This is a genomic window from Mesorhizobium sp. M1399, assembly GCF_040317735.1.
Lineage (GTDB): Bacteria > Pseudomonadota > Alphaproteobacteria > Rhizobiales > Rhizobiaceae > Mesorhizobium.
The window spans coordinates 181,527-201,428 of the sequence record NZ_JAMYKZ010000005.1 but is presented as its reverse complement, the minus strand read 5'-3'; the positions used below and the strand labels follow the sequence as shown (position 1 = coordinate 201,428).

15 protein-coding genes are annotated in these 19,902 nt (G+C 64.4%); 3 read left to right on the top strand and 12 right to left on the bottom strand.

Annotated elements, in window-relative coordinates; translation table 11 throughout:
- Positions 1–84: 84 nt before the first annotated feature.
- On the top strand, positions 85–903 hold the full coding sequence (locus NKH05_RS10285) for a helix-turn-helix domain-containing protein (protein ID WP_352481886.1): 819 nt from the start codon (positions 85–87) through the stop codon (positions 901–903).
- On the opposite strand, the gene NKH05_RS10280 is transcribed toward NKH05_RS10285, so the two are convergent.
- Positions 904–1,881, bottom strand: a complete 978-nt coding sequence (locus NKH05_RS10280; RefSeq protein WP_502899437.1) for a DMT family transporter — start codon at positions 1,879–1,881, stop codon at positions 904–906.
- Positions 1,878–2,093 carry a hypothetical protein gene (locus NKH05_RS10275; protein WP_023718376.1) on the bottom strand — a complete coding sequence of 72 codons (216 nt, stop codon included), beginning with the start codon at positions 2,091–2,093 and terminating at the stop codon, positions 1,878–1,880. The genes NKH05_RS10280 and NKH05_RS10275 overlap by 4 nt, the downstream gene beginning before the upstream one ends.
- A 154-nt stretch (positions 2,094–2,247) precedes the next feature.
- Between NKH05_RS10275 and pepN the strand changes: the two genes are divergently transcribed.
- Together pepN and NKH05_RS10265 are read left to right on the top strand one after the other, a co-directional pair.
- Complete coding sequence (gene pepN, locus NKH05_RS10270; protein WP_352481888.1) at positions 2,248–4,893, top strand: aminopeptidase N; 2,646 nt, start codon at positions 2,248–2,250, stop codon at positions 4,891–4,893.
- Between the two features lie 181 nt (positions 4,894–5,074).
- Positions 5,075–7,402, top strand: coding sequence for a PAS domain-containing sensor histidine kinase (locus NKH05_RS10265; RefSeq protein WP_023718378.1), 2,328 nt, complete (start codon positions 5,075–5,077; stop codon positions 7,400–7,402).
- Positions 7,403–7,454: 52 nt separating this feature from the next.
- On the opposite strand, the gene NKH05_RS10260 is transcribed toward NKH05_RS10265, so the two are convergent.
- From NKH05_RS10260 to NKH05_RS10215, 10 genes are all read right to left on the bottom strand, one after another.
- A complete protein-coding gene (locus tag NKH05_RS10260; protein WP_352481890.1) occupies positions 7,455–7,925 on the bottom strand; it encodes an EF-hand domain-containing protein in 471 nt (156 codons plus the stop codon).
- Positions 7,926–8,076: 151 nt separating this feature from the next.
- Positions 8,077–11,037, bottom strand: coding sequence for a bifunctional [glutamine synthetase] adenylyltransferase/[glutamine synthetase]-adenylyl-L-tyrosine phosphorylase (locus tag NKH05_RS10255; RefSeq protein WP_353025353.1), 2,961 nt, complete (start codon positions 11,035–11,037; stop codon positions 8,077–8,079).
- Positions 11,037–12,506 (bottom strand): sensor histidine kinase, encoded by a 1,470-nt coding sequence (locus NKH05_RS10250; RefSeq protein ID WP_352788993.1) that lies wholly within the window; start codon positions 12,504–12,506, stop codon positions 11,037–11,039. The genes NKH05_RS10255 and NKH05_RS10250 overlap by 1 nt, the downstream gene beginning before the upstream one ends.
- Before the next feature lie 6 nt (positions 12,507–12,512).
- Entirely contained in the window at positions 12,513–13,187 is a 675-nt protein-coding gene (locus NKH05_RS10245; protein WP_254819962.1) for a response regulator transcription factor, read from the bottom strand.
- Positions 13,188–13,486: 299 nt separating this feature from the next.
- The gene (locus NKH05_RS10240) at positions 13,487–15,043 is read right to left on the bottom strand and encodes a Do family serine endopeptidase (protein ID WP_353025351.1); all 1,557 of its coding nucleotides are present in this window, start codon (positions 15,041–15,043) and stop codon (positions 13,487–13,489) included.
- Positions 15,044–15,159: 116 nt separating this feature from the next.
- On the bottom strand, positions 15,160–15,627 hold the full coding sequence (locus NKH05_RS10235; protein WP_352588740.1) for a cytochrome c-type biogenesis protein: 468 nt from the start codon (positions 15,625–15,627) through the stop codon (positions 15,160–15,162).
- A complete protein-coding gene (locus NKH05_RS10230) occupies positions 15,624–17,612 on the bottom strand; it encodes a heme lyase CcmF/NrfE family subunit (RefSeq protein WP_023718385.1) in 1,989 nt (662 codons plus the stop codon). Before NKH05_RS10230 ends, NKH05_RS10235 begins: the two co-directional genes overlap by 4 nt.
- 71 nt (positions 17,613–17,683) lie before the next feature.
- Positions 17,684–18,127, bottom strand: a complete 444-nt coding sequence (gene ccmE, locus NKH05_RS10225) for a cytochrome c maturation protein CcmE (RefSeq protein WP_023718386.1) — start codon at positions 18,125–18,127, stop codon at positions 17,684–17,686.
- A 3-nt stretch (positions 18,128–18,130) separates the two neighbouring features.
- A complete protein-coding gene (ccmI, locus tag NKH05_RS10220) occupies positions 18,131–19,261 on the bottom strand; it encodes a c-type cytochrome biogenesis protein CcmI (RefSeq protein WP_023718387.1) in 1,131 nt (376 codons plus the stop codon).
- Positions 19,262–19,378: 117 nt separating this feature from the next.
- Positions 19,379–19,813 (bottom strand): RT0821/Lpp0805 family surface protein, encoded by a 435-nt coding sequence (locus tag NKH05_RS10215; RefSeq protein ID WP_023718388.1) that lies wholly within the window; start codon positions 19,811–19,813, stop codon positions 19,379–19,381.
- Positions 19,814–19,902 lie beyond the last annotated feature (89 nt).

Below are 19,902 nucleotides of genomic sequence, written 5' to 3'. Positions count from 1 at the left end.
TCTCTGTGGTGGAGAAGGGAAAGACAGTGCCGATGACTTCCCAGGTAATTGAAATCCCTCTCCCACCGGCCTAGTCATCTCGTCATGACAGCAGTCCAGATTTCCGCCGGCAGTCTCATTCGCGAATGGCGTACACGCCGGCGCATGAGCCAGCTCGACCTCGCCATGGAGGCCGAGATCTCGCAGCGGCATCTGAGCTTCGTCGAAAGCGGCCGCGCCGCACCCTCGCGCGATATGGTGCTGCATCTGGCCGAGCAGCTTTCGATCCCGCTCAGGCAGCGCAACCAGCTGCTGCTGGCCGCCGGCTTTGCCCCGAGCTTCAGTGAGCGGCCGCTTGACGATGCCTCGATGGCGCCGGCGATGGCGGCGGTCGAGACCGTGCTCAAGGCGCACGAGCCGTTCCCGGCGCTTGCCGTCGACCGGCACTGGAACCTGGTGTCGGCGAACGCCGCCATAGGCCCGTTCCTCGCCAATGTCGCCGATGCCTCATTGCTGACGCCGCCGGTCAACGTGCTGCGCCTCAGCCTGCATCCCGGCGGCATCGCGCCGCGCATCGTCAACCTTGCGGAATGGCGGACGCATCTTCTGGAGCGGCTGAAGCAGCAGAACGATGCTACCGCCGATCCGGTGCTGGTCGAGCTCGAGCGCGAGCTTCGGGCCTATCCGTCCGGCCTCAAAGGCAGCCGGCCGGCGCCGGTCGAACCGAATGCGATTGTCCATCCGCTCAAGCTTGCCCATGGCGACGCGATGCTGTCGTTCATCAGCACCATCACCGTATTCGGCACGCCGCTCGACGTGACGTTGTCGGAGCTGGCGATCGAATCCTTTTTCCCGGCCGACGAGCAGACGCGGGCGGTGCTGGTGCGGCTGGCGAAAGGGCGGGCCGACGCGGCGAAAGGCTGATCACCCCTGTGGCGCGATCGCCTTGCGCGTGCGGGTGCGTTCGAGGCCGAGCTGGCGCTCACGCCAGATGATGAAAATGCCCGCTGCGACGACGATAATGCCGCCGACCAGCATGTTGATCGTGGCGACGTCGCCAAAGACCAGATAGCCGACCACGACGCCGAGGATCATCGAGGTGTATTCGAACGGTGCCACGACCGAAGCTTCGGCATGGCGATAGGCCGAGGTCATCAGGATCTGGCCGAGCCCGCCGCAAAAACCCGCGGCAATCAGAAGCCCCGCCTGCACTGGCGTCAGCGCCTGCCAGCCGAATGGCAGCGAAAGCAGCGCCATGACGCTCGCCGTCACAGAGAACCACAGCACGATGGTCGCCGTCCGCTCGCTCTGGACGAGGTTGCGTACCAGGAGCATGGCGATGGCCGAGATCGCCGCGGCCATGAGGGCGGCGATGACGCCGAGCACCTCCTGGTCGCCAAGGGCAGCGCCCGAGCCCAGCAGCGTCAGTTCCGGCCACGAGATGATCAGCACCCCGACCAGGCCGACGGCAACCGCGCTCCAGCGATAGATGCGGATGGCTTCGCCGAGGAAGATCGAACTGAACACCACGACCAGCAGCGGCTGCGCGTAGTTCAGCGTAATCGCCTCGGGCAGCGGCAGCCGCGTCAGCGCGAAGAAGCCGAGCCCCATGGCGCAAACCCCGACAACACCGCGCGCAATGTGGTTGAGCGGGCGCTTTGTCGAAAAGGCGGTGCCGAGTTTCCCCTGGAAGGCGAGGAAGGCGATGATCGGAAAGATGGCAAAGAAGGAGCGGAAAAAGACGATCTGGCCCGCCGGCACCGTGCCTGCCGCCTTGATGCAGGACGACATGCCGACGAAGACCGCCACCGATACGATCTTGAGCACGATCCCGGTTAGCGTGCTGTGTTCGCCGGCGTGGTCGCCGGCAGCAAGCACTGGCAAGTCCCGTTCGGCTGTCACGCCCCTTTTGCTTCCTGGATCGCCGCCAAGATGCGCGCCGGCGTTGCGGGCATGTCGATATGTCTGATGCCGTAGGCGCTATAGAGAGCGTCGGTCACCTCATTGAGCGCGGCACGCGTCGACCCGATCGTACTCGCCTCCCCGGCGCCCTTGAAGGCCTCGCGACGCAGCACCGAGGCGCCCATCCCGAATTTCGGCGTGACGACGGTCATGGAAGCCTCGCGATGATGCTTGGGAAATGATCGCCTGAAATAGACGTCGCTGCAGTTTTGTCGAGGGAGTGTTTCGTGTAAAGAGCGCAGACTTCAATTTATTTGGACCAGCGGACCCGCCCGCCACTCCCGGATCGACAGGAAAAATCAAGGAATGCGCACCGATACCGGCCAGGTCTTCAAGCTCGAAGACTATCGCCCCAGCGATTATCTCATTCCGGAAACCAGCCTGACTTTCCGCCTTTCACCTGAAGCAACGCATGTCACCGCCGTGCTGGCGGTCGAACGCCGCGACGGGATTGCGGCATCAGTGCCGCTGGTGCTCGATGGCGACGGGCTGACGCTCAGCAGCATCGCCATCGACGGCCAGGAAACGAGCCCTGCGGATTTTCTCGCCACGCCCGATCAACTGACAATCGTCAGCCCCCCTGCGGCAAGGCGCTTCCAACTGAGAATCGAAACCGTGCTGGCGCCGGCGCGGAACGAAGCGCTTATGGGCCTCTATCGCTCCAGCGACGTCTATTGCACGCAGTGCGAGGCCGAAGGCTTTCGCCGCATCACTTATTTCCTCGACCGCCCCGACATCCTGTCGGTCTATACGGTGCGCATCGAAGCTCAGCGCCGTGAGGCGCCGCTGCTTTTGTCCAACGGCAACCCGGCCGGCAGCGGCGAACTTGCCGGCGGCAGGCACTATGCGGTCTGGCACGACCCGTTCCCCAAGCCGTCCTATTTGTTTGCGCTGGTGGCGGGCGACCTCGGCAAGATCTCGGACAGTTTCGTTACCCTGTCTGGCCGCAACGTCGAGCTCGGAATCTATGTCGAACCGGGCAAGGAGAGGCTCGCCGGCTACGCCATGGATGCCTTGAAACGCTCGATGAAATGGGACGAGGAGGCGTTCGGCCGCGAATACGACCTCGATGTCTTCAACATCGTCGCCGTATCCGACTTCAATATGGGCGCGATGGAGAACAAGGGTCTCAACATCTTCAACGACAAGTATGTGCTGGCCGACCAGGAAACCGCGACGGACGCCGATTTCGCCAACATCGAAGCCATCATTGCCCATGAGTATTTCCACAATTGGACAGGTAACAGAATCACTTGCCGCGACTGGTTCCAGCTTTGCCTGAAGGAAGGCCTGACCGTTTTCCGCGACCACGAATTCTCCGCCGATCAGCGCTCGCGCGCCGTCAAGCGCATCGCCGAGGTGCGTACGCTGCGCGCCCATCAGTTTCCCGAGGACCAGGGGCCGCTGGCGCATCCCGTGCGGCCGCGCCGCTACCGCGAGATCAACAATTTCTACACGGCGACGGTCTACGAAAAGGGCTCGGAAGTCGTGCGCATGATCCATACCATCCTCGGCGCCGAGACGTTCCGCGCCGGCATGGACCTGTACTTCGAACGTCACGACGGCCAGGCGGCGACAATCGAAGACTTCATCAAGGTGTTCGAAGACGTCTCCGGTCGCGACCTGTCGCAGTTTTCGCTGTGGTACCATCAGGCCGGTACGCCGAACCTGACCGTCAGTTCAGCATATAATCCGGCGGCGCGAGAATTCACGCTCGAAATCGAGCAGTCGGTGCCGCCAACACCGGCGGAAAGCCGCAAGCGGCTGATGCACATTCCGCTTGCCTTCGGCCTGGTTGGCGCCGGTGGCGAGGCGATAGCGCATAGCGGCGTCGAAGGGGCGAACGTCGAGGACAGTGTCATCCATATCCGCAAACGTCGCCATGTCGTCAGGTTTTCCGGGATTGCCGAGCGTCCGGCCATGTCGCTCAACCGTGGCTTTTCGGCGCCGGTGACGCTTTCGGTCGAGCAACGGCCCGACGACCAGTTTTTTCTGGCTGGCCATGACAGCGACGCCTTCTCGCGCTGGCAGGCGTTCAACACGCTTTTGACCGATGCCCTGATTGCAGCCTTCCGTCAGATCCTGGACCACAGGCAACCCGAGTTCAGCGCCCGGCTGACCGAGCTTGCGGGCAAGATAGCCGGCGACGAAGCACTCGAACCCGCCTATCGGGCATTGGCGCTGGCGCTGCCCGGCGAGGCCGATATCGCCCGCGACATTGGCAAGAACATCGACCCCGACGCCATTTTCGCGGCGCGCGAGGCGCTAGTGGTTGCGATCGCCGAGACCAACAGCGAGATATTCTCCAAACTTTACGATCGGCTCGCCGACAATGGTCCGTTCAGCCCGGATGCGACCAGTGCCGGGCGGCGTGCACTGCGCAATGTCCTGCTGGATTATCTCTGCTTGCTGCCGGGAGGCGCGGAACTCGCTGCCCGGCACTTCCAGTCGGCGACCAACATGACCGACCGGGCCGCGGCGTTGACCGTGCTTGCGCACCGTCACCACGGCTCACCGGAGGCGACCAAGGCGCTGGCCGATTTCGAGGCGAGATATGCAACCGATGCGCTGGTCATGGACAAATGGTTCCAGATCCAGGCCAGTGTGCCCGGCCCGCAAACCGTCGATGCGGTGCGCGCTTTGACCGGCCACCCGACGTTCTCGATGGCCAACCCGAACCGGGTGCGCTCACTCATCGGTACGTTTTCCAGCGCCAACCAGACCGGCTTCCATAGCGCCGACGGCGAGGGCTACCGGCTTTTCGTCGAAACGGTGCTGCAGGTGGAAAAGCGCAACCCGCAGGTGGCCGCCAGGCTGGCGACGGCGCTCAGGTCTTGGCGGTCGCTCGAACCGGTGCGGCAGGCCAAGGCAAGGGAGGCGCTGCTTTCGATCGCCAATGCAGAGAAGCTGTCGGCCGATTTGCGAGACATCGTCGAGCGCACGCTGGCCTGACAACGCGCCGGCTCACCACCACAATGGCGTCTCGCCCGAAAACCGCATTATTTTAGTCGATTTTTAATCTTTTTTCGCCGCGCCTCTGGACAAGGCGAATCACCTTTGATTCTTTACAGACGATTCGGAAGTGCGGCGTTGCCGGATCGTCAAGCAGATTGAAAATCGGGGAGTGCCATTTATGGCGAAGGCGGACGCGTGGGGCGCGCCCGGTGGGACGGCTTTTGAGCGACGCGAGGCGCGAAGCGACGGTCTCGCCGGCAATACGCGGCTCATCGCCGAACCTGCCTACCGACGGCTGCTGGCAGCCGAGCCGCTGTTGCGGCGATCGATACCGGCCCTCATCATCATCTTTCTGTTGATCATTGCAGTATTGCGCTTTCTGTCGCTGATGAACGAGCGCGACGAGATCGAGCGCGACGCCAAGGCGATCCTTGCGCTGGCCGCGGGCCAACTGGCCAGTTCGATCGCTGCCGACGCGACCATGGTTTCGACGCCCGGCGCGATCCAGGACCTGCTGGAGGGAACCGGCCGTCAGGGCGCGATGGGCCGAAGCCACGTACTGGCGATCACCGACAGCGCCTTCAAGATCATTGCCGTATCGCCGCAGTCGACGCACTGGGAGGGGCGATCGCTCGATGGCGTCGTGCAGGGCGGGCAGCCGCTGTTCATGTTCGGCGACCGCGCCGGGGTGATGGAGGTCAGCATCGGCGGACAGGACTGGTACGCGGCGGTGAGCCTGGCGAATGGCCGAAGGGGTGCCGCGGCAGCCTTTGTGCCGCAGGAGGCAGTTTTTGACACCTGGCGCAAGACGGTCTCGCTCAACGTCACGCTGTTTGTGCTGACGGCCGGCGTGCTGATCATCATCCTCTACGCCTATTTCGGCCAGGCGGCGCGCGCCCAGGCCGCCGACCGCATCTATCTCGAAGCCCACCAGCGCATCGACATGGCGCTGGTGCGCGGCCGCTGCGGCCTGTGGGACTGGGACATGGTGCGCGGCAAGATGTACTGGTCGCGCTCGATGTACGACATGCTGGGCTACGAGCCTTGCGACACGATGCTGTCGTTCGGCGAAGTCGACGAAATCATCCATCCCGAGGACGGCGATTTGTTTGAACTCGCCAACAGGATCGTCGGGCGCGAGATCGACCACATCGACCAGGTGTTCCGGATGCGTCATGCCGACGGGCAATGGGTCTGGATGCGGGCAAGAGCACAGGTTATCGACCCGGAAGCCCCGGAGATCCAGCTGATCGGCATCGCCGTCGACGTCACCGAGCAGCGGCACCTGGCGCTGCGCTCCGAAGCCGCGGACCTGCGCCTGAGGACAGCCATCGAAAACATCAACGAATCCTTCGTGCTGTGGGATTCGTCCGAGCGCCTGATCATGTGCAATTCCAAATACCAGCAGGATAACGGCCTGTCGGATCGCGACGTGATGCCGGGCGCCCCGCGCGCCGTGCTGGATGAACGCATGTTGGCGTTCGCCTCGGAGCGGCGGCTTGCCAATACCAACGGACCGCAGGGGGGCGTGACCTTCGAGCGCCAGCTTGCCGACGGCCGCTGGCTTCAGGTGAACGAATTGCGGACAAGGGACGGCGGCACCGTCTCGGTCGGCTCCGACATCACCCAGATCAAGCTGCACCAGGAGAAGCTGGTCGACAGCGAGCGCCGTTTGATGGCAACGATCCACGACCTCAGCCTTGCCCGTCGGGCGGAAGAAGAACGGGCCCGCGAACTCGTCGAGCTCAATCGCAAATACATGAAGGAAACCGAGCGAGCGGAAGCGGCGAACCGGGCCAAATCTGAATTCCTGGCCAATATGTCGCACGAGTTGCGCACGCCGCTCAACGCGATCATCGGCTTTTCGGAACTGATGGAACGGGGCCTGTTCGGGCCGCTGGGTTCGCCGCGCTACGAAGAGTATGCCACCGACATCAACGGCAGCGGCAAATATCTTCTCGGCGTCATCAACGATATCCTCGACATGTCGAAGATCGAGGCCGGCCAGTTCGCGCTGGATCAGGAACAAATCGATCTCTGCCCGCTGATCAGGGAAACGGTTCGCGTCGTTTCGCTGCAGGCGGCGGAAAAATCGATCACCGTCGAAACCCGCATCGCCGATTCGCTGACGCTGTTCGCCGACCGCAGGGCGATCAAGCAGATCCTCATCAATTTGTTATCGAATGCCGTGAAGTTCACCGGGCAAGGCGGCCACATCTCGGTCAGGGCCCGCAGCATTTCCAGCGCGCTGATCCTGACGATCGAGGACAATGGCTGCGGCATCCCGAAGGCGGCGCTGAGCAAGCTCGGGCGGCCGTTCGAACAGGTGCAAAACCAGTTCTCCAAGAGCCATGCCGGCTCCGGCCTCGGCCTCGCCATCTCGCGCTCGCTGGCCGAGCTTCAGGGTGGCGCGTTGAAGATCCGCTCGACCGAAAGCGTCGGCACGATCGTCTCGGTACGCATCCCGATCAAGAAAGCCACGCAGGCGGTCAAGGCCGCTGCCTGAAACGACAAAATAAGTCTCCGGCGGCTCGCGCCGCCGGAGAGGTTATTAATTCTCACTGCATGCCGTCATTGCCGTCGCCGCCCCATTGGTGGTGACGGCCGGGACCCTTCGGCAGTTCGTTCTTCTCGATCTTGCCGTCATTGTCGCGGTCGAGCATGGCGAACACCTTCTTCTGGCGGCTGGTGATGTCGTCGGCGGTCAGCGTGCCGTCGCCCTTGGTGTCGTAGCGGGCGATGATGCGCCTGGCCATCTGCTCGAAGCGTGCCTTCTCCAGCGCGTCGGCGAGCTGTGCCACGGTCAGCTTGCCGCCATTGTCGGCGACCATCTTCTTCAGCCGCGCGTTCATGGCGTCGGAGAACTGGTCGAAGGTGATGGTGCCGTCATTGTCCTTCATGACCTTACCGAGGCGCATCATCATGCCCTCGCGCGGCCCGGCGCCGGAGTGCTCGTCTGCATAGGCAGCGGTGCCGACGGCGCCGGCCAGGGCTGCGAAAACGAGTGCAAGTCTGGTCGTCTTTCTCATGGTCTTCTCCTGTTGCATCGTCACCCCCGATGCTAGAGCGGCAGATCTTCAATCCCCGCTCTATCTCCTTGTTTGAGCATCGGAAGCTCCCAAAGCAGGTCGCCACTTTTGGCTCCGATGCTCTCGCCCGTTCGGCCGATTGCCGTCACGGTTATTTCGCACGAAGCAAAAGGTCAAAATCCTTTCTGACCTTCTGCGACGTCTCCTTGAGGTGCGCTTCAAGCACACCGAAATCCGGCAGGTCGGTGACCGCCAGAAGCAGATCCGAAAGCCCTGGCGGAACGTCGTCGCGTTCGAACGCGCCGGTAAGGCAAAGCCGTATTATCTGGGTCAGCGCCAGATAGAGCGAATAGGCATCCACCAGTTCCTGCCTGACCTGGGCGCTGGCGAAATCCGGCGCCAGGCGCGACAGGATGTCAGCCGTGCCGGTGGCCCTGCGGCCTGCCTCGATCTTTCCGGTAATCACCGCAACCTGGGCGATGAATTCGAGATCGATGAGGCCGCCCGGGATCAGCTTGATGTCCCAGGTATCGCGCGGCGGCTTCTCCTTGTCGACCATGGCGCGCATCTCGGATGCCTCGGCCATCACCTTGACTGGATCACGCGGCAGAGCGAGCACTGCGGCAACTTCCCCTTCGACCTCGCGGCAGAGCTCGGCATCGCCGCCGATCGCGCGGGCTCGCGCCAGCGCCATGTGCTCCCATGTCCAGGCGTCCTGGCGCTGATACTTCTTGAAGGCGTCGACATGGGTGGCCACCGGCCCCTTGTTGCCGGACGGCCGCAGGCGAAGGTCGAGCTCATAGAGCACGCCCTCGGCCGTCGGCGCGGAAACGGCGGCGATCAGCCGCTGCGTCAGTCGGCTGTAGTAATGCGACGGGGCAAGCGGCTTGTCGCCGTCGGACTCCTCGGCATCGGCGTCGTGATCGTAGAGCAGGATGAGGTCGACGTCGGAACCTGCCGTCAGTTCGCGGCTGCCGAGCTTCCCCATGCCGAGCAGTGCGACCCTGCCGCCGGCAATACGGCCATGACGCAGCACAAATTCCGCCGTCACCGTCTGCAATGCCGCCTCGATGGTCAGATCGGCGAGGTCGGAAAAAGCGCGGCCGGCGCGCGGTGGATCGATCGACCCGGCAAGCAGTCTGACGCCGATCAGGAACTTTTGCTCCGAAGCAAAGATGCGCAGTCGGTCGAGCACGTCCTCATAGGCCCTGTCGCCTTCGAGGAAGGCGGCAAGACGCGCCGACAGATAGGCGCGGTTGGGCAGTTCACTCAGCAGCGCCGGATCGAGCAGGCCGTCGAAGACATGTGGCCGGCGCGTGATGATGGCGGCCAGCCGCGGTGCCGCGCCCATGATCGTCGCCATCAGCTTCAGCAAAGCCGGGTTCGAATGCAGCAGCGAAAACAGCTGGATGCCGGCAGGCAGGCCGGCAAGGAATTCGTCGAAGCGGATCACTGCCTCGTCCGCCCGCCGCGTCTGGCCGAAGGCTTGCAGCAGCGCCGGCGTCAGTTCGGTCAGCCGCTCGCGCGCTTCCGCCGACCGGGTGACGCGATACCGGCCGAAGTGCCAGCCGCGGATAACCCGGCAGATGTCGCTCGGCCGCTGGAAGCCGAGCCGCTTCAGGGTCTGCAAGGTGTCGGGATCGTCGACGTCGCCGGTAAAGACCAGATTGCCGATGCCTGCCGAAAGCTCCGGCGCGGTTTCGAACAGCGCTGCATAGTGGCGCTCGACCTGGTGCAGGGCCGCGCGAAACGCTTCGGCAAAGCCTGCCGCATCGGCAAAGCCCAGCATGCGGGCGACGCGCTCCAGCCCCTCTTCGTCCTCCGGCAGGATGTGCGTCTGCTGGTCGGCAACCATCTGGATGGCGTGCTCGACGCGGCGCAGGAACCAGTATTGCCTGGTGAGCGCATCGCGCGCATCGGCAGTGATCCAGCCACGCGCGGAGAGTTCGCCAAGCATCGGCACGGTCTCGCGGCCGCGCAGTTCGGGAAAGCGACCGCCGGCGATGAGCTGCTGGGTCTGGACGAAGAACTCGATCTCGCGGATGCCGCCGCGGCCGAGCTTGACGTTGTGGCCCTTGACCGCGACCTCGCCATGGCCCTTGTGGGCGTGGATCTGGCGCTTGATCGAATGGACGTCGGCGATCGCCGCATAGTCCATGTATTTGCGCCAGATATAGGGCTGCAGTTCCTTCAGGAACGCGGCGCCGGCGGCAAGATCGCCAGCCACCGGGCGCGCCTTGATCATGGCGGCGCGCTCCCAGTTCTGGCCGCGCGCCTCATAGTAGCGCAGCGCCGCCTCGACCGGGATCGCCAGCGGCGTCGAGCCGGGGTCGGGACGAAGCCTGAGATCGGTGCGGAAGACGTAACCGTGCTCGGTGCGGTCCTGGAGAATGCGGACCAGCCGGCGGGTCAGGCGCGAAAACAGCTCGGTGGCATCGAGCGGATCGACGACGGCAGGCGCATCGGGGTCGAAGAAGACGACGAGGTCGATGTCGGAGGAGAAGTTCAGCTCATGCGCACCGAGCTTGCCCATGCCGAGCAGGATCCAGCCCGAGCGTTGCGCCGGATTTTTCGGATCCGGCAAACTGAGCTTGCCTTGCTCATGCGCGTCGCGGAGCAGGAAATCGACGGCTGCACGCGTGCAGGCGTCGGCAAGGTCGCTCAGTCGCCGCACCGTCAGCGAAGTCTCGGCCTCGCCGGCGAGATCGGCCAAGGCAATCAGGAAATGCGCCTCCGCCTTGCATCGGCGCAGCTCCATCATCAGGCTGCCTTCGGAGACGGCCTCTGCGCGCGCTGCCTTGTCGACCGCGGCGCCGATCGATGACAGCCGCGCCTCGATGGTCTCGTCAAAAAGCGCATCGAGGATTCGCGGCCGGCGGCGCGCGGTATCGCGCAGGAACGGCGACAGGTCGAAAACGGCGGCGAGGAAATCCTGGACGACCCCCTTGCCGGCGAGAAATTTCGCCAGTCGCGGCAGTTCTTCCTGCCGCGCGGCGTCGGCGATCTCCGCCAATTCCTGCCTGGCGCGGCTTGCATCCAGCGGAACGAGCTTTACCGCCGGCTTCAAAAGCCAGTCCGTCTCGCGGCGTCGCGCTGCCATCCTCGCCACCATCAGCGATCCTCCCGCCCGGGAAAACTCATGACGACGGACAATCCGGGATTGCCGGGCAGAAGCTCAAGCCGTCCATTGTGGAACGTCATGATCGCCTTGGCGAGGCTCAAGCCAAGGCCGGAACCCGGCTGCGAGCGGCTCTTTTCCAGCCGCACGAAACGCTCGGTCACCCTGGCGCGGTCGACATCGTCGGGAATGCCCTGGCCGTTGTCGGAAACAGCAAGCCTGATCTCGCCATCGATACGCTCCAGCGTCACGCGAACCGTAGGCCTGGAGGTCGAGTCGGTCGAATATTTGATCGCGTTGTCGACGATATTGGACAGCGCCTGGCCGATCAGCTCGCGATTGCCGTTGACGGCGAAGGCACCCTGTACCGAGGTTTCGAGCGTCACACCCGCCTCTTCCGCCACAGGCTCGTAGAGTTCGACGACGTCGTGCACGGCAGCGGCTAGGTCGACCCTGGTGGTGCTTTCGGAGGAATAGCCGGCCTCCAGCCGTGAGATCATCAGGATGGCGTTGAAGGTCTTTATCAGCTGATCGGATTCGGCGATCGTTCCTTCCAGCGCCTGTCGGTAGTCGCTGGTGTTGTGCTTGCCGGAAAGCGTCGCTTCGGCGCGATTGCGCAGCCTGGTCAGCGGCGTTTTCAGGTCGTGGGCGATGTTGTCGGAGACCTGCTTCAGTCCCTCGTTCAGCGTGGCGATCCTGGCCAGCATGGAATTGAGGTTTTCCGACAGCCGGTCGAACTCGTCGCCGGCGCCGGTGACCGGCAGCCGGCCGGAAAGATCGCCGCCCATGATGCGGCGGCTCGCCTCCGACACACTGTCGATGCGCTTCAGCGCAGCGCGCCCGACGAAGAACCAGATCAGCAGCCCGCCGACGCCCATCATGCCGAGCGCCAGCATCAAGGCGCGGCGAATGACGGCGCGGAAGCGCTCCGGCTCGCCGAGGTCGCGGCCAACCAGCATGATCATCTGGTTGGGCAGGCGCAGCACCAGGGCGATGGCGTTGTGGCCTTTCTCGCCTTCGGCCTGGACCTCGTTCTGCGCGGGCTCGTTCGGGTCGGAGACCGGGTTGCGCTGCCGCTCGAGCTCGCCCTCGCCGAAGCGGCGGTAGGAGAACGGTTCGGTGGTCCAGCCCTCGGCCTCAATCACGCCCGGCTCCAGGCTCTGCACGTTGCCGGTCAGGATCTGGCCGTTGGCATCGGCGATCAGATAGAGATTGGCGCCGGGCTGGCGGGAGCGCTGCTCGACGACGCGGACCAGCACCGGCAGGCCGCCGCGCTGATAGGCGCGGGCAAGGCCGAGTACCTCGTCGTTGATCGTCTCCTGCGTCTGGGCAGTCAGCATGCGCGCCGAGAGCGAGGTCATGTACAAGACCAGCAGCACAGCGCACAGCGCAAAAAGCAGAAGATAAAGCGCTGAAAGCCGCGCTGCCGTCGTCCTCATGATGGCCGGCACGGAAAGGGCCATGAGGTTCTAGCCGCTTTTCAGCATATAGCCGGCGCCGCGAACCGTGTGCAGGATCGGCTTGTCGAAGCCCTTCTCAATCTTGCCGCGCAGCCGCGAGATATGAACGTCGATGACGTTGGTCTGCGGATCGAAATGGTAGTCCCAGACGTTCTCGAGCAGCATGGTGCGCGTCACTACCTGGCCGGCATGGCGCATCAAATATTCGAGCAGGCGGAACTCGCGCGGCTGCAGCGTTATCTCGCGCCCGGCGCGCCGCACCGAATGCGACAGCCGGTCGAGTTCGAGATCACCGACCCGGTAGACGGTTTCTGCCTCCCTGGCGCTGGCGCGGCGGTTCAGCACCTCGACGCGGGCGAGCAGTTCGGAAAAGGCGTAGGGCTTGGTCAGATAGTCGTCGCCGCCGGCACGCAGACCGGTGACCCGGTCGTCGACTTCGCCGAGCGCCGACAGGATCAGCACGGGCGTCGTATTGCCTCTGGACCTGAGCCCGGCAATGACGGACAGGCCGTCGCGGCGCGGCATCATGCGGTCGACGACCATGACGTCATAGTCGCCGGAATCAGCGAGTGCGAAGCCGGTTTCGCCGTCTCCGGCGACATGGGCGGTATGGCCGGCCTCGGCGAACGCCTTCTGCAGGTAGTCGGCCGCCTCGCGATCGTCTTCTATGACGAGAATCTTCATAGAACCGTTATACGCGATTTCGCTGGAAGATTGAGTGGCCGGCATATGCATCGTGGCCGTCTCCATGGCGTATCGCGAACAAGGTGATTCAGGGATACGCGGTAAGTCTTTGTTTTAGCATGCCGTAGCCTAAACCGCTTCACGCTTTGAGCGGCATGTTCGAGCGGCAGCGGGCGATCGGAAGCCCGCTGCCGCTGGGGCGGAACACGATGACTGACTAACGTATTCAGGCCCCGTGCTTTCCCGTGCGGCGGCTCGGGGGTGTGAAAACCGCCGCACCGGAAAAGTCGAGCCGGTCGTCAGCCCTTGGCGACAGGCAGCGCGACGAAGCGGTTGCTGTCGTCGCGGGTGATCTGCATCAGCACCGCCTTGCGTCCGGACTTCACCGCGTCGGCCATCGCCTTGTCGATGTCGCCGGTGCCGGTCACTTCCGTCGAATTGACGGAGGTGATGACGTCACCGGGCTGGATGCCGCGATCGGCGGCATCGCTGTCGGGGTCGACATCGGTCACCACAAGACCCTTGCCATTGTCGGACTTGGTGACGGTCAGGCCGAGATCGGCCAGCGTGTCGGTCTTCGGCGCGGGTGCAGGCTGCTGGTCGGCCGAGGCCTGCTTGTCGCTCGACGGCAGCTTGCCGAGATCGACCTTGACCGCCTCGCTCTTACCGTTGCGCCACACCGTGACATCGACCGATTTGCCGGGCGGGTAAGCGCCGATCAGACGGGCGAGTTCCTTCGGCGAAGCAACGTCCTTGCCGTCCACCTGAGTGATCACGTCACCGGCAGTGATGCCGGCCTTCTTGCCGGGACTGTTGTCCTGCGCGCTGGCAACGAGCGCGCCCTTGCCGGACCCAAGGCCAAGCGACTCGGCGATTTCGGGCGTGACCGGCTGGATTTCGACGCCGAGCCAGCCGCGCTGGACTGTGCCGTTCTTCATCAGATCCTGCACGACCTGCTTGGCGGTCGAAGCGGGAATATCGAAGGCAATGCCGACGCTGCCGCCTGACGGCGAGAAAATCGCGGTGTTGATGCCGACGACCTGGCCGTTGAGATTGAAGGTCGGGCCGCCCGAATTGCCGCGGTTCACCGAGGCGTCGATCTGGATGAAGTCGTCATAGGGACCGGCGCCGATATCGCGGCCGCGGGCCGAAACTATGCCTGCGGTAACCGTGCCGCCGAGGCCGAACGGATTGCCTACCGCCACCACCCAGTCGCCGACGCGAACCTTGGAATCATCGGCGAAGTCGACATAGGTGAACTTGCTGCCATCATTGACCTTGAGCACGGCAAGGTCGGTGCGCGGATCGGTGCCGATCAGCTTGGCGTCGAGTTCCTTGCCGTCATTGGTCACCACGGTGAAGGCGGTGCCTTCCTCGACGACATGGTTGTTGGTGACGAGATAGCCGTCATCGGAGATGAAGAAGCCCGACCCTTGCGCCACCGGCCGCGGCTGGTCGTTGTTGCGGTCACGGTACCCAAAACGGCGCATTCCGTTCGGACCCTGGTCGCCGCCTTGGTCGCCAAAGCCGCGGAATTCGCGGAAGAACCGGCGCAGCTGCGGATTGTCGGGAAGATTGCCTAGGCCGTCCTCGTCGTCCATCTGGCCGGAACCGTCATCGGCCGTCGACTGGATCTTGGCCTTGACGCGCACGCTGACGACCGCCGGCGAAACGCGCTCGACCACATCGGCGAAGCTCGGGACCTGCGGTGCCTCGACACGCACGGCGTCGGCCAGAACCGGGGCTGTCCCGGTAGCAACAGCACCAAAGCCGATCGCGCCGGCAATGGCCAGGGATGCGGCTGCGGCCAGCAGGCGTTTGCGGGTGCGAAGATATGAATTGGGGGCAACATTCATGGTTCTCGTATCCTCTTTTCAAGGGACGCCCCTTGATTGGCATCCTCGACAAAGGAAATAGAGAACCGCACATTACGGCGCCATTTCCGGTACATGAAACTTTCGTAATGTTAGGATCAATCGCGGCGGAGTATCGCGTCCAGCGCCGCCTTCTCGTCCGCGGTCAGGGCATTGGTCGCCGTCGAGCGGCGCGAGCGGGCGGCCAGCAGGATGAACGTCCCGCCAACGAGCAGCAGAAGAACTGGCGTCCCCCAGAGCAAGGCGTTGCGCAGATTGAAGCGTGGCTTCAGCAGCACGAATTCGCCGTAGCGCGAAACGACATAGTCCATCACCTGCCGGTCGGTATCGCCGGCGACCAGGCGCTGGCGCACAAGGATGCGCAGGTCACGGGCAAGGTCGGCATCGGACTCGTCGATCGACTGATTCTGGCAGACCATGCAGCGCAAGCCTTCCGACAAAGCGCGCGCCCTCGCCTCGAGCGCCGGGTCGGCGAGCACCTCGTCGGGCTTGACCGCCTGCGCGGCGCCGGCGAACAACAGCGCCAGCAAGAGGACCAGCGAGGCCAGCGTGACCCTTTGGCTCATGGCGGGCTCGCCGATGGCACGGCGCCCGCCGGCTTGCGGGACGACGGCGCGCCGACACGCAGGCGGCGGTCGAGCAGCGACATCGCCGCACCCGCCATCATCACCAGGCCGCCACCCCAGATCAGCGTCACCAGCGGCTTCCACCACAGACGAACGACTACAGAGCCGTCGCTGGCCTCGTCGCCAAGCGAGAGATAGAGCTGGCTGAAGCCGATCGTGCTGATGCCGGATTCGGTCGTTGTCATCTGGCGCACCGGGTATGAACGCTTGGCTGAGGTGATCTCGCCAGCGATGCTGCCGTCAGCGCCAAGCAGGGCGAAGCGGCCGCGATCCTCGCTGTAGTTAGGCCCCTGGGCCGGGTAGAGCCCCTCGAAGCGCAGGGTGTGGCCGGACAGTTCGACTGTATCGCCGGCATGCATCGACAGGATTTTTTCGGTGCCGAAGCAAAGCGTGCCGACAATGCCGAGCGTCGTCAGGCCGAGGCCGAGATGCGCAAGCGCTGTGCCGAAGACCGAGCGCGGCAGGCCGGCGAAGCGCCTGAGCACGGTGGCGGGCGCGACGGTGCCGAAGCCGGATTTGACGGCGAGATCGGTGAACGCGCCGCAGATCAGCCAGAAGGCAAGGCCGACACCGAGTGCCGCCAACACCGAAGCGCCATCGATGAACAGGGCGGTCACCAGCACGGCGAGCAGCGCCGCCGCGAAAGCCGCCATCAGGCGTTGGGCGACCGCGAAAATGTCGCCGCGCTTCCAGGCGAGCAGTGGCCCGAACGGCACGACGACCAGCAGCGGCACCATCAGCGGGCCGAATGTCAGGTTGAAGAACGGCGCGCCGACAGAAATCTTGTCGGCCGAAAGCGCTTCGACTACGAGCGGGTAGAGCGTGCCGACCAGCACGGTGGCGGTGGCGGTGGTCAGGAACAGATTGTTGAGGACCAGCGCGCCTTCGCGCGAGATCGGGTGAAACAGGCCGCCGGCCGTCAGCCGGGAGGCGCGCAAGGCAAACAGCGCCAGCGAGCCGCCAATGAACAGCGTCAGGATGCAGAGGATGAAAACGCCGCGCGTCGGATCGGTGGCGAAGGCATGGACTGAGGTCAGCACGCCGGAGCGCACCAGGAAGGTGCCGAGCAGCGACAGCGAGAAGGTCAGGATCGCCAGCAGCAGCGTCCAGATCTTCAGCGCCGAGCGCTTTTCCATGACAATCGCCGAATGCAGCAGCGCCGTGCCCGCCAGCCACGGCATGAAGGACGCGTTCTCGACCGGATCCCAGAACCAGAAGCCGCCCCAGCCGAGCTCGTAGTAGGCCCAGTAGGAGCCCATGGCGATGCCGCCGGTGAGGAACATCCAGGCGACCAGCGTCCACGGCCGCACCCAGCGCGCCCACGATGCGTCGATGCGGCCTTCGATGAGGGCGGCGACCGAGAAGGAAAAGCATATCGAAAAGCCGACATAGCCGAGATAGAGCAGCGGCGGATGGATGGCGAGGCCGAGATCCTGCAGGATCGGATTGAGATCGCGGCCCTCGATGGGCGCCGGATTGAGCCTGACGAACGGGTTCGACGTCGTCAGGATGAACAGCAAGAAAGTAGCGCCGATCGCTCCCTGCACCGCAAGCACATTGGCCCGGAGCGTCGCCGGAAGATTGCCGCCGAAGACGGCGACAAGCGCGCCGAAGAAGGTCAGGATCAGCACCCAGAGCAGCATCGAACCTTCGTGATTGCCCCAAGTGCCGGTGATCTTGTAGATCAGCGGCTGCAGCGAATGCGAGTTCTCCCAGACGCTCTCCACCGAAAAGTCGGAGCCTGCATACGCGGTCGCCAGCGCCACGAAGGACAGCGCTGTCAAGGCAAAGCCGGTCAGCGCGGCGGGTGCGCCGACGGCCATCATCTTGTGGTTGCCGGTGCGCGCACCGAACAGCGGCACCACCGTCTGCACCAGGGCCAGCGCAAACGCCAGGACCAGGGCGAAATGTCCGGTTTCAACCATTGTCGCCGCGCTCGCCAGGTTTTGCCGCAGGTTCTTGCCGCAAAACCGTGGAACACTTTTGCGGAACCTCTCTAGTCACTCTTGCTCTCCTGCCAGACGCCCTTGGCCTTGAGGCCGTCGGCCACTTCCTTGGGCATATAGGTCTCATCATGCTTGGCGAGCACGCTGTCGGCGACAAAGATTCCGTCAGGGCCGAACGAGCCTTCGGTGATCACGCCCTGCCCTTCCCGGAAAAGGTCGGGAAGAATGCCGGTATAGGTAACCTTGACGTCCTTCTGGTTGTCGGTCACCGAAAAGGCGACGGTGGCGCCCTGGCTACGCTCTACTGTGCCTTTTTCGACGAGGCCGCCGAGCCTGATACGCTGGCCCGGCTGAAGGCTGGCGGTGGCCAGATCGGCCGGCATGTAGAAGTAGGAGGCCTTCTGGCCGAGCGCATAGAAGGTCAGCCCGGTGGCAACCCCGAGGAAGGCCAGCCCCGCAGCGATCACCGACAGTCGTTTCTGCTTGCGCGTCATCGTCTACTCCGTCGCCGTCACGCCGAGCGAGGCGGCAAAGGCGGTGAATTTCCTGGCCTGGTCGCTGTCCGCGCCAAAGACGGCGATACCGCGATTGAGTGCGTCACGCGCCTGATCTGTCTTGCCCAGCACGGCATAGGAACGAACGAGCTGCATCCACCCTTCCTCGTCGCGCGGATTTTGCCGAAGCTTTTCGTCGAGGCCGGCAACCATGGTGCTGATCATGGCTTGCCGGTCCTGCGGCGACATCGAGGAGGCAGCATCGATATCGTCGGCGCTCGGCCCTTTCGCGGGCGCCTCCGAAGCGACGTTGCGGGCGGCGGATTCAGCGAGCGCCTGCTCGACGGCACCGCGCCACGGCGAGCCCTGCGGCAAGGCGGCAAGCATCTTTTGCCAAGCCGCCGTCGCTTCAGCTGTGCGGCCTTCCTGCGCCAAGCCCATGGCGAGATAGAACGAGGCCTTCGGGTTTGCCGGATCGAGCTTCAGCGCCGCCTCGAAAGCAGCCTGGGCGTCGGCTGAAACGATGCCGCCGGCCGCATTGGCGATCGCCTCGCCGAGGCCGGCTTGACGGGCGGCACTGTCGCCGTCAAGGCGAATGGCATTGCGGTAGGCGGTTACCGCATCGGCGTATCGCTGCATGCGCAGATAGACCGGCGCCAGCACGTCCCAGCCGCGGCCATCGGACGGGTTGGCCGCAAGGTGCGCTTCGGCGCGTGCCACCAGCTCGTCCACCGAGCTGTCGGCGGGGTTCTTGGCCAGGCGTTCGCTGAGCGGCTGCGACGGCAGGTCGGGTGAGCCGAGCTGGCCGTAAAGGCCCCAGCTAACCAGCGGAACCACCAGCACGGCAGCGGTCGCCACCAGCCTTGTCGACCGCTGTGTCGCCGTCGTGCCGGCCGGGCCGGCATTGCTCAGGCGAAGGATGCGGCGGGCGATCTCGGCGCGCGCCTCTTCGGCCTCCATTGGCCGGATCAGGCCACGCGCCACGTCGCGGTCAAGCTCGGCCAATTGGTCGCGATAGACTTCAAGGTCGTGATCGCCGGCAGCGGACGTGTTCTTTGTTTCGCCCGCCAACGGCAGCAGCACCGCCAGGCTTGCGCCCAGCGTCAGGATTGCGGCTATGACCCAGAACAGCATGGCTCTTCCAATAGAACGAGACCCTTGCCCTGCCAACACAAGCGTGCTGCGACGCTTTGACGGGACCGCTCCGATCGATAGTGCCGGACCGGGATCGGTGTATCAACGGCCGGCGAGCTACGTCAGCGGGGTCCAGCTGCCGTCGGCATTGCGACAGGCGGTTCCGCGCGCGGTGGCGCCGGCAGCGCCGGTAAACACCGTATGGGTGTATTGCCGGCAGTCCTGCGAGCCGACGCGATAGGGCTGGGCGGCGACAACTTCGCCGCGATGGGCCGAACTGTCGCTCTTCCACGCCACCTTCTGGCCGCTCGCCGTATATTCAAGCGCCTTGTATTCCGCCTCGAGCGCGCTGCGCTTCTCGGTCTCGCTCAAGCCGGTGCCGATCGAGCCACCGACGAGGCCGCCGCCCATGGCGGCGATGATCGTCGTCGCGACCTTGGCGCCACTGGGAGGCGTGGCGGCCGGTGTCACCGTAACGGCTGGGCCCTTGCCGAGCGTCGTACAGCCGGAGACGGCGAGCAGGGCGGAAACGAGCGCGACGCGAATCTTCATGCCAATACCGGCTTTCTTGAGCTGGACCGCCGCGCTGTCAGCAGGCTGGCGCGGCCATAATGTCGATGTTTATCGGAAATTTGGCCGCA

Excerpts from the sequence above, each read along its gene's own strand:
- NKH05_RS10285 (WP_352481886.1), top strand. The coding sequence starts at position 85 with ATGACAGCAGTCCAGATTTCCGCCGGCAGTCTCATTCGCGAATGGCGT.
- NKH05_RS10275 (WP_023718376.1), bottom strand. The coding sequence starts at position 2,093 with ATGACCGTCGTCACGCCGAAATTCGGGATGGGCGCCTCGGTGCTGCGT.
- pepN (WP_352481888.1), top strand. The coding sequence starts at position 2,248 with ATGCGCACCGATACCGGCCAGGTCTTCAAGCTCGAAGACTATCGCCCC.
- NKH05_RS10265 (WP_023718378.1), top strand. The coding sequence starts at position 5,075 with ATGGCGAAGGCGGACGCGTGGGGCGCGCCCGGTGGGACGGCTTTTGAG.
- NKH05_RS10260 (WP_352481890.1), bottom strand. The coding sequence starts at position 7,925 with ATGAGAAAGACGACCAGACTTGCACTCGTTTTCGCAGCCCTGGCCGGC.
- NKH05_RS10255 (WP_353025353.1), bottom strand. The coding sequence starts at position 11,037 with ATGGTGGCGAGGATGGCAGCGCGACGCCGCGAGACGGACTGGCTTTTG.
- NKH05_RS10250 (WP_352788993.1), bottom strand. The coding sequence starts at position 12,506 with ATGGCCCTTTCCGTGCCGGCCATCATGAGGACGACGGCAGCGCGGCTT.
- NKH05_RS10245 (WP_254819962.1), bottom strand. The coding sequence starts at position 13,187 with ATGAAGATTCTCGTCATAGAAGACGATCGCGAGGCGGCCGACTACCTG.
- NKH05_RS10240 (WP_353025351.1), bottom strand. The coding sequence starts at position 15,043 with ATGAATGTTGCCCCCAATTCATATCTTCGCACCCGCAAACGCCTGCTG.
- NKH05_RS10235 (WP_352588740.1), bottom strand. The coding sequence starts at position 15,627 with ATGAGCCAAAGGGTCACGCTGGCCTCGCTGGTCCTCTTGCTGGCGCTG.
- NKH05_RS10230 (WP_023718385.1), bottom strand. The coding sequence starts at position 17,612 with ATGGTTGAAACCGGACATTTCGCCCTGGTCCTGGCGTTTGCGCTGGCC.
- ccmE (WP_023718386.1), bottom strand. The coding sequence starts at position 18,127 with ATGACGCGCAAGCAGAAACGACTGTCGGTGATCGCTGCGGGGCTGGCC.
- ccmI (WP_023718387.1), bottom strand. The coding sequence starts at position 19,261 with ATGCTGTTCTGGGTCATAGCCGCAATCCTGACGCTGGGCGCAAGCCTG.
- NKH05_RS10215 (WP_023718388.1), bottom strand. The coding sequence starts at position 19,813 with ATGAAGATTCGCGTCGCGCTCGTTTCCGCCCTGCTCGCCGTCTCCGGC.